General features: G+C 55.4%; 9 protein-coding genes. 5 read left to right on the plus strand and 4 right to left on the minus strand.

The annotated features are described in order from the left end of the window. Positions 1 to 64: 64 nt before the first annotated feature. A complete protein-coding gene (locus Y71_RS00665) occupies positions 65 to 1,975 on the minus strand; it encodes a PTS mannitol transporter subunit IICBA (protein WP_007369528.1) in 1,911 nt (636 codons plus the stop codon). 515 nt (positions 1,976 to 2,490) lie between these two features. Between Y71_RS00665 and Y71_RS00670 the strand changes: the two genes are divergently transcribed. From Y71_RS00670 to Y71_RS00685, 4 genes are all read left to right on the plus strand, one after another. Continuing rightward, positions 2,491 to 3,099 carry a glutathione S-transferase gene (locus tag Y71_RS00670; protein WP_007369529.1) on the plus strand — a complete coding sequence of 203 codons (609 nt, stop codon included), beginning with the start codon at positions 2,491 to 2,493 and terminating at the stop codon, positions 3,097 to 3,099. Positions 3,100 to 3,191: 92 nt separating this feature from the next. Beyond that, complete coding sequence (selA, locus tag Y71_RS00675) at positions 3,192 to 4,568, plus strand: L-seryl-tRNA(Sec) selenium transferase (RefSeq protein ID WP_007369530.1); 1,377 nt, start codon at positions 3,192 to 3,194, stop codon at positions 4,566 to 4,568. Further along, positions 4,565 to 6,409 (plus strand): selenocysteine-specific translation elongation factor, encoded by a 1,845-nt coding sequence (gene selB / locus Y71_RS00680; protein WP_007369531.1) that lies wholly within the window; start codon positions 4,565 to 4,567, stop codon positions 6,407 to 6,409. The genes selA and selB overlap by 4 nt, the downstream gene beginning before the upstream one ends. Positions 6,410 to 6,535: 126 nt before the next feature. Then, positions 6,536 to 7,009 (plus strand): 4Fe-4S dicluster domain-containing protein, encoded by a 474-nt coding sequence (locus tag Y71_RS00685; RefSeq protein WP_007369532.1) that lies wholly within the window; start codon positions 6,536 to 6,538, stop codon positions 7,007 to 7,009. A gap of 777 nt (positions 7,010 to 7,786) precedes the next feature. Here the strand turns inward: Y71_RS00685 and avtA are convergent. Continuing rightward, on the minus strand, positions 7,787 to 9,043 hold the full coding sequence (gene avtA, locus Y71_RS00690) for a valine--pyruvate transaminase (protein ID WP_007369534.1): 1,257 nt from the start codon (positions 9,041 to 9,043) through the stop codon (positions 7,787 to 7,789). A 149-nt stretch (positions 9,044 to 9,192) separates the two neighbouring features. Then, positions 9,193 to 11,229, minus strand: coding sequence for an alpha-amylase (locus Y71_RS00695; RefSeq protein ID WP_007369535.1), 2,037 nt, complete (start codon positions 11,227 to 11,229; stop codon positions 9,193 to 9,195). A 315-nt stretch (positions 11,230 to 11,544) separates the two neighbouring features. Here Y71_RS00695 and Y71_RS00705 point away from each other — a divergent pair, with 315 nt between their 5' ends. Then, a complete protein-coding gene (locus Y71_RS00705; protein ID WP_035886767.1) occupies positions 11,545 to 12,372 on the plus strand; it encodes a protein bax in 828 nt (275 codons plus the stop codon). Positions 12,373 to 12,424: 52 nt separating this feature from the next. Here the strand turns inward: Y71_RS00705 and xylR are convergent, their stop codons facing one another. Further along, positions 12,425 to 13,603: a D-xylose utilization transcriptional activator XylR gene (gene xylR, locus Y71_RS00710; RefSeq protein WP_007369537.1), complete on the minus strand. Its 1,179-nt coding sequence runs from the start codon at positions 13,601 to 13,603 to the stop codon at positions 12,425 to 12,427. Between the last annotated feature and the right edge of the window lie 41 nt (positions 13,604 to 13,644).

The raw sequence follows: 13,644 nt of genomic DNA on the forward strand, positions 1-13,644 counted from the left end.
TGACCCTCTCCCCGAAGGGAGAGGACAAAAGCCCGGTAAGCATTTTGCTACCGGGCTTTGGGGATTACTTGTTCAGCAACGCCAGCACTTCTTCAACGCTGGAAGTCTGAGCCAGACGTTCAATGACCGTCTCATCGTCCAGTGCGTTCGTCAGGCTGGTGATCACCTGGATATGCTCGTTGTTACGTGCGGCGATACCGATGACCAGACGGGCGATATCATCTTCTTCTTCGCCGAAACGTACACCTTGCGGATACTGGCAGAACACCACGCCGGTTTTCAGTACGCGGTCTTTGGCTTCCACCGTACCGTGCGGAACGGCGATCGACTCACCCAGATAGGTCGGGGTTAGTTTTTCACGATCCAGCATTGCTTGCACGTATTCCGGCTCAACATAGCCGCCTTTCACCAGTTGCTCACCGGCAAAACGAATCGCTTCTTCTTTGGTGCTCGCGCTGAGACCAAGGAAGATATTCTCTGCGCCCAGCCTGAACAGATTGCTGTCGGTCTCATCAAAACTGTCTTTCAGGCTGGTCGTCACCTTTGCTTCGTTGTCCGTGTGGCGCTGCGCGGCGACCAGACGTTCAGTCAGGCTGGTGTACAGGCCGCTGTCCAGGAAGTTGGTCAGCGAAATATGCTGCGCCTGCGGTACCTGACGCATTGCACGCTCGGTCAGATCGCGGTGCGTGATCACCAGGTCGACATCCGGCGGCAGGCTGTTAATCGCACTGTTGGTCACTGAGATGTTGGTCAGGCCAGCATCCTGCACTTTCTTACGCAGTACGCCTGCGCCCATGGCGCTGGAACCCATACCGGCATCACAGGCCACGATGATTTTACGTACGTGGCTCAGGTCGTTAGTGACATCGCCAGCCGACAGCGGAGTTGCGCCTTTGGACTCGGCTTTCATGTCCTGTACGCGACGGGTAGCGGCTTCAATATCTTCATCTTCTTCTTTCACTTTGCTGGTTTTCAGCAGGATAGAAGAGATAACGAAGGAGACGACCAGCGCAGCCAGAATTGCCGTGATGTTAGCGAAGTAGGCACCTTTCGGCGTCATCGCCAGCACTGCCAGGATGGAACCCGGAGAAGCCGGAGAAACCAGACCGCCGTTCAGCACGCTCAGCGTAAACACGCCAGTCATACCGCCGAGGATCACCGCCAGCAGCAGACGCGGGTTCATCAGCACATACGGGAAGTAAATTTCGTGGATACCACCCAGGAAGTGGATGATTGCCGCGCCGCCCGCAGACTGTTTCGCGCTGCCGCGACCGAAGAACATATATGCCATCAGCACGCCCATACCCGGACCCGGGTTTGCTTCAATCAGGAAGAAGATGGACTTGCCGAGTTCATGAGACTGCTGAATACCCAGCGGCGAGAAGATACCGTGGTTGATGGCGTTGTTGAGGAACAGGATTTTCGCCGGTTCAACAAAGATGGACGCCAGCGGCAGCATGTCATGCACAACCATGAAGTTAACGCCCGCAGCCAACGCTTTGGACAGCACTTCAACGGCCGGGCCGATGCCCAGGAACGCCAGAATGGCGAGGATCATACCGATGATGCCAGCGGAGAAGTTATTCACCAGCATTTCGAAACCGGATTTGATCTTGCCGTCTACAGCGGCGTCAAATTTCTTGATGCAGTAGCCGCCCAGCGGGCCGGCAATCATCGCGCCGAGGAACATCGGCATATCCGCACCGACGATAACCCCCATTGTGGTGATAGCACCCACCACGCCGCCGCGATCGCCGCCAACCAGACGACCACCGGTGAAACCGATGAGCAGCGGCAGCAAATACGTAATCATGGGGCCGACGAGTTTCGCCAGCGTCTCGTTTGGTAACCACCCTGTAGGAATAAACAATGCGGTAATGATACCCCACGCGATAAACGCGCCGATGTTGGGCATCACCATATTGCTGAGAAAGCGACCAAAGCTTTGCACCTTGATCTTGATATCGGATGACATAAAACACCCCTTCTTATGTTTACTATCGCACAGGCCGGAAGCCCGAGGTTTTGTTGTTAACGTGGCGGCAGAGGTAGCCGGACCTGGGTTATCTGTGAGGCGAAATCTCGCACCGAATTGCGTAACTGTCCAGACGATGGCCTTTAACGTGATGTTGATCACACTAATGAGGGGGATACCCTGCCACTTAGCGTGATGTTCATCACAAAAAATCAGTGTAAAAAAAGAACAAAGGATAAAAACTGAACGATTAAAGGGGGTAAATGTGATCATGTTCACAATTGATGTGCGTGACTTTGTTATTTATTTGTGACCTAAATCACAAGATATTTTTGTCAGGAGTTTTCCGAGTGTGATCGCCAGCAAACTGTATTTTTTACACTCAGGACAACCTGTAACTTCCTTTCACGTCGTCTGGCGAGGCTTAATCTAGTATCGGAAGTTTTCACATTGATGAAACAATTTACGACGACTAGTACATAATTAGGTTTTTGTTGGCAAAAAAGGACCCAAAAATGAAACTTATCGGCAGCTACACCAGCCCTTTTGTCCGCAAAATCTCCGTGATGCTGCTGGAAAAGGGGATCACCTTTGAATTTATCAACGAGCAGCCCTACAACGCGATCAACGGCGTGGCGCAATACAACCCGCTCGGTAAGGTCCCCGCGCTGATTACGGATGAGGGTGAAGTCTGGTTCGACTCGCCGATCATCGCGCAATACATTGAGTTACTGGCTATCGCACCGGCGTTATTGCCGACGGAGCCTGTGGCTGCGCTAAAAATTCGCCAGCTGGAAGCGCTGGCCGACGGCATTATGGATGCTGCGCTGGTCTCGGTGCGTGAACTGGCGCGCCCGGTTGAGCAGCAATCGCAAAGCGAGCTGCTGCGCCAGCGGGAGAAAGTTTCGCAGGGCCTGGATACGCTGGAACGCTACCTGCAAGAGGGAACGCTCAGCGTGGATACGCTGAACCTGGCGACCATTGCCATCGCCTGCGCGATTGGTTATCTCAACTTCCGCCATGTCTCGCCGGGCTGGTGCGTGAATCGCCCGCTGCTGGTGAAGCTGGTCGAGAACCTCTTCCAGCGTGAGAGTTTCGCCCGTACGGAGCCGCCAAGGGCCTGATAAGCATGGTGTCGGCCTGAGCAAAGTCGCTGTACAATCCCCTCACGTCAATCCCCCTGACGGGAGGGGGCAACTCATAGCCAGGCCTTTTCATGACAACTCTTTACAGCCAGATCCCATCGACCGATCGCCTGTTACGTGACGAGGCGTTCGCCACTTTATTAACGCTTTTCGGCCATAGCCGCGTAACGCAGATGCTGCACCAGCTACAGGATGAAGCGCGTGAGCAAATCCGTCAGCAGCAGGCATTACCCGACTGGTGCGATGCCTGGGCCAGTGAAACGCAAAAGCGGCTGGAACAGAGCAACGCCAGCGCGCTGCGCCCGGTGTTTAACCTGAGCGGCACCGTACTGCATACCAACTTAGGCCGCGCGGTGCAGCCGCAGGCAGCGGTCGATGCTGTTGCGGCGGTCATGGGTTCTGCGGTGACGCTGGAATATGATCTCGACGGCGCCGGGCGGGGGCATCGCGATCGCGCGCTGGCGGATTTACTCTGCCAGCTAACCGGCGCGGAAGACGCCTGCATCGTCAATAACAACGCTGCTGCCGTGTTGCTGATGCTGGCAGCCACGGCGGCGGGGCGTGAAGTGGTGGTGTCGCGCGGCGAGCTGGTGGAGATTGGCGGCGCGTTCCGCATTCCGGACGTGATGCGCCAGGCGGGCTGCGTGCTGCATGAAGTGGGAACCACTAACCGCACGCATGCTAAAGATTACCGCCAGGCGATCAACGACAACACGGCGCTGCTGATGAAGGTGCATACCAGCAATTATCATATTGACGGTTTTACTGCCGCGGTGGACGAAGCGGAGCTGGTGACCCTTGCCGAAGCGGCTGGTCTGCCGGTGATTGTCGATCTGGGTAGCGGCTCGCTGGTGGATTTAACCTGTTACGGCCTGCCAAAAGAGCCGATGCCGCAGGCGCTGATCGCCGCAGGCGTCAGCCTGGTGAGCTTCTCCGGTGATAAGCTGCTCGGCGGCCCGCAGGCGGGGATTATCGTCGGTAAAAAAGCGCTGATTGCGCAGTTGCAGCAGCACCCGCTGAAACGGGCGCTGCGGGCGGACAAAATGACGCTGGCGGCGCTGGAAGCTACGCTGCGTCTCTATCTGCACCCGGAAAAGTTACCGCAGAGCCTGCCGACGCTACGTTATCTGACGCGCCCGGAGCCGGAGATCCGCGAGCAGGCGTTGCGGCTGTGCGCGGCGCTGAATGCGCGATATAGCGAGTTCGACCTGCGTGTCGAAGCCTGTTTGTCACAGATTGGCAGCGGCTCTTTGCCGGTCGATCGCCTGCCTGGCGCAGCCGTGACCTTTACGCCGCGTAACGGCAGCGGGCGTCGGCTGGAAGCGCTGGCGGCGCAGTGGCGGGCGTTGCCGCAGCCGGTGATTGGCCGCATTTACGATGGTCGCTTGTGGCTGGACTGCCGCTGTCTTGATGATGAATCCCGCTTGCTGGAGATGTTGCTGAAATGATTATTGCCACTGCCGGGCATGTTGACCACGGCAAAACAACTCTGATCGAGGCGCTGACCGGCGTGAATGCCGATCGTTTGCCGGAAGAGAAAAAACGCGGCATGACTATCGATCTGGGCTACGCCTACTGGCCGCAACCGGACGGGCGCGTACCGGGGTTTATTGATGTGCCGGGGCACGAAAAATTCCTCTCGAACATGCTGGCGGGCGTCGGCGGCATCGATCATGCGCTGCTGGTGGTTGCCTGCGATGATGGTGTGATGGCGCAGACTCGCGAGCATCTGGCCATTTTGCAGCTCACCGGTAACCCGGCGCTGACCGTGGCGCTAACGAAGGCCGATCGCGTGGATGGCGCACGAATTGAGCAGGTGCGCGCAGAAGTACAAGAAACGCTGAAAGCCTTTGGTTATCCGCAGGCAACCCTGTTTGTCACTGCCGCAACAGAGATGCGTGGCATCGCTGAATTACGTGCGCATCTGTTGCAGTTGCCGGAGCGCGCGCACCCGGAAAATCAACGTTTTCGTCTTGCGCTGGATCGCGCGTTTACCGTCAAAGGTGCCGGGCTGGTGGTGACCGGTACAGCGCTCTCTGGCGATGTGCGCGTGGGCGATACGTTGTGGCTGACCGGAGTGAATAAACTGATGCGCGTGCGCGGCCTGCATGCGCAGAATCAGCCAGTTGATCATGCTCATGCCGGGCAGCGTATTGCGCTCAATATTGCCGGGGACGCGGAAAAAGAGGCGCTCAGCCGCGGTGACTGGTTGCTGTCACAGCAACCGCCGGAGCCAACGGAGCGGGTGATTGTCGCGCTGCAAACGCACACGCCGCTGACCCAGTGGCAGCCGGTGCATATCCACCATGCCGCCAGCCATGTTACCGGCCGCGTTTCGCTGCTGGAAAACGGTCTCGCCGAGCTGGTACTGGATATGCCGCTGTGGCTGGCCGATAACGATCGGCTGGTGCTGCGTGATATCTCTGCGCGCAGTACGCTGGCCGGAGCGCGCGTGGTAACACTCAACTCACCGCGTCGCGGCAAACGTAAAACCGAGTATCTGCAATGGATCGCGGAGCTGGCGCAGGCGGGTGATGATGCGCAGGCGCTGCTGGCGCATTTATCGCGCGGCGCTGTTGATCTGACGGCGTTTGGCTGGGCGCGGCAGCTCAGCGCGCGCGGGCTGGAAGCGCTGCTGGATAACCCCGGTTTTATTCGCGCTGGTAATAACCTGTTGAATGCGCCGGTAGCGGCGCGCTGGCAGCGGAAGCTGCTGGATACGTTGGCAATCTACCATGAGCAGCACCGCGAAGAGCCAGGCCCTGGGCGCGAGCGTCTGCGGCGCATGGCGTTGCCGATGGAAGATGAAGCGCTGGTGCTCACCCTTATCGAACGGATGCGCGAGGCGGGCGACATTCACAGCCATCATGGCTGGCTGCATCTGCCGGATCATAAAACTGGCTTCAGCGATGAACAGGAGCATCTGTGGCAAAAGGTGGCTCCGCTGTTTGGTGACGAACCATGGTGGGTGCGCGATCTGGCACGCGAAACCGCAAGCGACGAACAGGTGATGCGCGGCGTGCTGCGACAGGCGGCTCAGCAGGGGCTCATTACGGCGATCGTGAAAGATCGTTATTACCGTAACGATCGGATTGTCACTTTTGCCAGCATGATCCGCGATCTGGATCAGGCGCGCGGTTCCACCAGCGCCGCCGATTTCCGCGATACGCTGAACGTGGGACGCAAACTGGCGATTCAGATCCTGGAATATTTTGACCGCATTGGTTTTACCCGCCGACGCGGCAATGACCATATCCTGCGTGACAAAGCCCTTTTCCTGAAGGAATAAACCCCAGGCAGAGCGCCAGAAATGTTCATGCAAATGACAAATCTGGCGCCTTTCCCCTCTGCGATCAAAGCGCAGCAGCGACGCTTTCGGCACTCTTGGCTTTTTTAATGCCTGCTGGAGTGGAAAATGAACCGTTTTATTATCGCCGATTCGGCAAAATGCATTGGCTGCCGCACCTGCGAAGTGGCCTGCGTGGTGTCGCACCAGGATAATCAGGACTGCTCAACCCTCTCGGCCTCCGCCTTTTCTGCCCGCATTCGGGTGGTTAAAACCGGTACATTTTCCACGGCAGTAACCTGCCATCACTGCGAAGATGCGCCCTGTGCAAATGTCTGCCCTGTTGGTGCGATTCATCGCGCCGACGGTGCGGTACGGGTGGAACAATCCCGCTGTATCGGCTGTAAAAGCTGCATGATCGCCTGCCCGTTTGGCGCGATGCAGGTGACGCGGGTTGACGCGCGGGCGCAGGCGCTGAAGTGCGATCTGTGCCAGCACCGCGAAACCGGACCCGCCTGTGTGGAAGCCTGCCCGACCAGCGCTCTCAGCTGTGTGAACCCGTCGCAACTGCGCGAGTATCGTCTGCGAAGCCAGTTAGCGTAAGTCGTTAAAGTTCTACGTCAGCGTGTTGGCGCGCGTTCGCCAGGAGCGGGCTGCGGCACAATAAGCGTTTCATCACGCAATCCCTTTTCAATCAGTGCGCTGAACGGCGATGACAAGTATTGCTGTGAAGACGTGCCCCCTTGCGGGGGCACAAAAATTTTTACTGCTGGGTTGGTTTTTATCTGCCGCCGACGATACCGCTCATATCGCTGAGAGGCTTCGAGGTGGTGCTTCCCCGGTGCTGGTGGAATTGCTGATAGTTGAGCCTGTATGACCGTATTCGGGGGGGATTGACGTTCGCCAGCAGCCCGGAGGCCTTGGCAGAAACACCGTCGTCGCCGCAATTGCGCTGAGGTGGCGAATGTTATTAGTTGCCATGCTGATACTCCGCTCAATTAACACGCCGGACGACGCATGAATTAAGTGTAAATCGCATTTATAGACCAGCAACGTTGGCGCATTAATATTTTGCAAAAAAATGAAAAATATGATTATTCCTAAAGTGCCAGTTTTTTCCTTTTGTATGTGATTTAAAATCAATTAGTTAGGTTTGTGACTTTAATTTAATTCATACTTAACAAAGATTTGCGTTTTTAGATTTTATTAAAAATAGATATGTCCTTGACAATTATTTTGATTAACAGAAAGCAAGTTTAGTTTTTATTTATGGAATATATCCATGTAAAAACAAATCTCTGTTTAATTAAAATTAACCTTTGTGTGGTTATCTGGCAGGCATAAAAAAGCCATCCTGATGATGGCTTTTTTTAATTCTTTTCAGGCCTCGTTTTCTTGCCAGGCTTTTTCAACCTCTTCGGCGAGAATTTTTACCCCGGCTTCGATAAGCGCCAGTTCCGGCACATAGTTCATGCGCATGCACTGGTGCGTGTGCGGCCAGGGTTTATCCAGCCCCGGGAAGAAGTAATCGCCCGGCACCATCAGCACGCCGCGTTTTTTCAGGCGCTGATAAAGTAATTCGGTACTGATAGGCAGATCCTTGAACCACAGCCAGAGGAAAATCGCCCCTTCCGGTTTATGGATCAGACAGCGCTCTTCGGGCAGGTAGCGGCGCAGAACGGCGATGGTTTCCTGAACTCGCTGGTAATAGAACGGTTTGATCACGTTTTCAGAGAGGCGCAGCAGATCTTTGCGCTTAATCATCTCGCACATCATTGCCGGGCCGATGCCGCCAGGCGCAAGGCTGATGATGCCGTTCATATTGCGAATGGCGGAGATAATTTTGTCGTTGGCAATGATAATTCCGCAGCGGCTGCCTGGCAGGCCCAGCTTCGACAGGCTCATGCACAGGATGATATTCGGGTTCCACAGCGGACGCGCTTCGCTAAAGATGATGCCCGGGAAAGGCACGCCGTAAGCGTTATCGATCACCAGCGGAATGTTGTGCTGATTCGCCAGCACATCGAGTTTCATTAACTCTTCGTCGGTGATCACGTTGCCGGTAGGGTTGGTTGGCCGCGAGACGCAAATCATCCCGGTCTCTTCGCCGATATGCAGATGTTCGAAATCGACATGGTATTTAAACTGGCCATCAGGCAGCAGTTCAATATTGGGTCGCGCCGAAACAAACATCTCCTCTTCCAGCCCGGAATCCGCATAGCCGATGTACTCCGGCGCCAGCGGAAATAATACTTTTCTGGTACTTCCATCGGCACGACGGCCTGCAAACAGATTGAACAAGTAGAAAAACGCGCTCTGGCTGCCATTTGTCAGTGCAATATTCTGCGGTTCAATATCCCAACCCAGCTCTTCGCGCAGCATCGCGGCCAGCGCCGTCAGCAGCTCGGTTTTGCCTTGCGGACCGTCATAATTGCACAGCGCATCAATCGCTTTGCCGTTTTCTACCATCCCGGCAAGCAGGTTATGGAAGTAATCGGTCATGGCCGGGATTTGTGCCGGGTTACCGCCGCCGAGCATGATAGCGCCAGGGGTGCGTAAACCGTCGTTGAGATCCTCCATCAGGCGCGTAATGCCTGCATGGCGGGTAAATTTGTCGCCGAAAAGTGAAAATGTCATCGCTACTGCTCTGTCGGGCTACTGTTCAAAGTGGCTAACCATAACGCTCCGCAGAGCAGTGTGCAAATTGCCGCGTCGTGACGATTTTCGCTGTTTATACTAACTCTGTATTTTTTGTCAGCATAATATGCTGATATTTGCCTTATGGCTCAGCGCGTGGCCGCACCCGCCCAGACAACCATGACTTTGTCTTCTCCTTGCTCGCGTACGAACCCATATCCTTGCGGCAATGTCAGCGTGGTTTGTTTTCCTGCGCCCAGTGCCGGATGGCGCGCGCGGAACTGGCCAAGCGTTTGCCAGTGGCGCACGCTTTGCGCGGCTTTGCCGTCAAGATCCTGCCAGTTCATGTCCGATCGCGTGCCTTGCAGCGGATCGGATCCCGTGGGGCCAAACGGACGGGCGGATTCATCACCGTAGAAGATCTGCACCGCGCCTGGCGCAAGCAATAACAGCTCTGCCGATTGCTGGCCGCCTTCGCGGAACAGGCGGGTATCATGCGAGGAGAGATAACTCAGGGCGTTAAAGCTTTGCAGTTTGTCCGCCATTTGCTGCCAGACAGTATCCATATTCGCCAGGCACGGCACGGCGCTGGCGGCCTGCTCCTGATAATCAAAATTGATCATCGCGTCGAAACCGTGGTCGTAGTAAGCGCTGCGCATGACGCCGTGGCCCCAGGATTCGCCGGTCATCCAGAATGGCGCATCATCAATTTTCTTCTGCGGGTTGGCTTTTTTCCACTCGGCCAGCGCCTCTGTCGCCTGGGTTTTCAGCTGCTGCCAGGCCGCCAGCTCAACGTGTTTGGCAGTATCAACGCGAAAACCGTCGATACCATAATCACGCACCCACTGGCTGAGCCAGTGAGTCAGATAATCGCGCGGCGTGTAACCGGCAATCTCCCGCGCGTGGGTGTCCGGTTTATGTTGGTAGAAGACGGGCAAGCCGGATGGCGTGGTCGATTCTGTTTTCAGGTCAGGCAAGAACGCCAGCGACATGGTCAGATCGTCAAAGCCGGGGTTGTCATAATCGCCAATATCTGTGCGGATCCAGTTTTTGCCCCACCAGTTTTGCCACGCCGTTTTATCGCTGAAGTTGATGTAGTCATTGAAACTGTGCCAGGTCTGGCCAGCGGCGGGCTTCCAGTCTGTCCAGTGCTCGCCGAGGATTTTGCGCCGTTCATCCTCTTTCAGATAAAGCGCGCCAAACTGATACGTCTGCATATCCGCAAGTGTGGCGTAACCGGTGTGGTTCATCACCACGTCAAACAACACGCGGATGCCGCGTCGGTGCGCTTCATCTACCAGCGTGCGCAAATCCTCTTCGCGGCCCATATTGGCATCCAGGCGCGTCCAGTCTTGCGTGTAGTAGCCGTGGTAAGCGTAATGGGGAAAATCGCCTTTCGTGCCGCCGCCTACCCAGCCGTGGATCTGCTCCAGCGGTGAGCTTATCCATAACGCGTTCACGCCCAGTTGCTGCAAATAATCAAGTTTGCTGGTTAGCCCTTTCAGATCGCCGCCGTGGAAGGTGCCGATCTCCTGCATGCCATCTTTGTGTCGCCCGTAGCTGTTGTCGTTTGACGGGTCGCCATTCACATAACGGTCAGTTAAAACAAAATAAACGGTGGCGTTATGCCACTGGAAAGGCGCGGGACCATTGGTTTCCGCACGTTCTAACAGCAGCAACCCGTCACTCTCTGGCGCAGGCTGAAGGGTAATTTTGCCGTTGCGGACGGTGGTGATTTGCTGGCTGTAGAAATCGCGCACCTGGCTGCCTTCCGGGAACGTTGTGCCGACGTCTATCGTCAGTGGCTTATCGCTGCGCACCGGGCACTGGCGCGCCACGTTTGCGCGGGCGTCGGTATTCTCGCTTTTCACGCTCAGTAACAGAGTGGGCGTGCCGGAACGGGTATCGAGCTGCAACTGGTAATCGCCGTCGCGGAAAATGCGCCACTGCGGTGGGCTGCCTGTGCAGGGAACCAGGGATAACATCTGGTTGAGCTTCACCCCTTCAGCAGGCTGCCAGCATTGCTGCCCCTCCTGCAATGTGAGTGGATAAGCCCCTTTTTTCAGCGTCGCCTGGCTGCGCCACAGACCGGTGCCATCGTTGGTTAAGGCGGGAAAACGGCTGGCGGACCAGTCGGCGAAGGCGAAGCAGGGTATAAAAAGCAGTGAAAGCGCGGCGTGTTTCATCTGATGTCCCGTTAACGGCGGTTTCTTTCAGTTTGCCACGCCGAAAACAGGGCCGACTCATCCTGGGCGCGTTATCGCCAGGGAGGAGAGCAACGGGTGAGTGATAAGCCACACAGAACGTCACGGATTTGCGATAACCACCACATTTATCACTCTCTGTCCATTTTCTACACAATTTCCTGGTGACATGGTTTCGGAATTGGATTATTTCTGTACGTGCTCTTGTAAGCTATTTTTGGTATGATTTGAGATTCAGCTCTCAAATTTATGCAAAAAAGAAGGTGTTGGAATGTTCATATCCGACCAGGAGACCTAATGATATCGATACCCATGCGACGACCTGGGGCTACGATACTCATGTTTTTCACCCTTATATTTTCGGGTGGGGTGCTGGCAAAGACGCACACAGAAACAGCGAGTCACAAAGCCCACGTCACTAAGGCAAACGTAAAGAAGCAGGCAAGCAGTAAACAAGAGTATTCTCGCAATAGTGTAAATAGCAGTTCACTTCCTGATTTGCGAAAATACCCTTCCGGAACCCCAAGGAAAAAAGCGTTTCTCCGGACAGTAATGCCTTATATCACCAGTAAAAACTCAGCGATTACCGCTGAGCGTAACTGGCTGCAAAAGAAACAGTACGACAGCCAATGGTCGCCTGCTGAACGCACGCGCCTGAAGGATATTGCCAAACGCTACAAAGTGAGCTGGTCCGGGAATACGCGCCGTATCCCCTGGAACACGCTGCTGGAGCGCGTTGACATTATTCCTGACAGCATGGTCGCCACCATGGCGGCGGCGGAAAGCGGTTGGGGCACCTCCAAACTGGCGCGTACCAACAACAATCTGTTTGGTATGAAGTGTGCCAAAGGTGCCTGTAAAAATGGCCCGGGTAAGGTGAAAGGCTATTCCCACTTTGAATCCTTGCAGGAGTCGGTGGATGCCTACGTCACCAATCTGAACACGCATGCTGCTTATGCGTCGTTCCGTAAATCCCGCGCACAGTTACGCAAGGCCGATCAGGAAGTGACGGCTTCAAACATGATTCATAAGCTGAAGGGTTACTCGACCCGCGGTGCGAGTTACAACAACTATCTGTTTGCCATGTATCAGGACAATCAGCAGTTAATCGCCGCGCACATGTAACTGTTTTCGCTGCTAAAACGCCTTCCCTGTGGAAGGCGTTTTTCTTTGCGCGTTATATCAGCACTTCGCTGTAGCGGTCGCGGTAGTCTTTCGGCGTGCTGTCGTACTCTTTGCGGAAGACGGAATAGAAATATTGCAACGACGGGTAGCCGCACATTTGTGAAATCTCGTTGATCGAGAGTGACGTTGAAATCAGCAGGCTGCGCGCTTTTTCCAGTTTCTCCGCGTGGATCACCGCGTGGATAGTTTCCCCCACTTCCTCTTTAAAGCGCTTCTCCAGATTGGAACGTGAAATACCAACAGCATCCAGCACCTGATCGACCTTGATCCCCTTGCAGGCATGATTACGGATGTAGTGCATCGCCTGGATGACCGCCGGATCGTTCAGCGACCGGTAATCAGTCGAACGTCGTTCCACCACCCGCACCGGCGGCACCAGTAGTCGCTGAAGCGGCAGGGTTTCGCTATCCAGCAGACGATGCAGTAATTTTGCCGCCTGATAGCCCATCTGCCGCGTACCCTGCGCCACCGACGAGAGCGCGACGCGTGAGAGATAACGGGTCAGCTCTTCATTATCGATGCCAATGACGCACAACTTTTCCGGCACCGGAATATGCAGATGGTCGCACACTTGCAGCACGTGGCGGGCGCGGGCGTCGGTAACGGCAATGATGCCGGTTTGCGGCGGGAGCGTTTGTAGCCAGTCGGCGAGCCGGTTCTGTGCGTGCTGCCAGTTTTCTGGCGCGGTGGTCAGCCCCTGATAGACCACACCGCGGTATTTCTCCTGCGCGACAAGCCGGCAAAAAGCATATTCACGTTCAGCAGCCCAGCGTTTACCGCTGGAAACGGGCAGGCCGTAAAAAGCAAAACGGTGTACACCTTTCTCTTTCAAATGCAGGAATGCGCTCTCAACCAGCGCGTGATTGTCGGTGGCGATGTAATGGACCGCAGGGTAGCTTTCTGGCGTGTGATAGGAGCCGCCAACGCCGACGATCGGAACGTCAACATCGGCCAGTACCTGTTCTATTTCTGGGTCGTCGTAATCGGCAATAACACCGTCGCCAACCCACTCTTTAATGTTTTCAATGCGCGCGCGGAAATCTTCCTCGATAAAGATGTCCCACTCGGATTGCGACGCCTGCAAATACTCGCCGACGCCCTCGACAACCTGGCGGTCATAGGCTTTATTCGCATTAAATAACAGCGTGATGCGATGGCGTTTTTCAAACATGTCTCTATGATTCCTGGCTTTCGACCTGTTCTGATTATCAT

The organism is Kosakonia radicincitans DSM 16656 (assembly GCF_000280495.2).
GTDB classification, from domain to species: domain Bacteria; phylum Pseudomonadota; class Gammaproteobacteria; order Enterobacterales; family Enterobacteriaceae; genus Kosakonia; species Kosakonia radicincitans.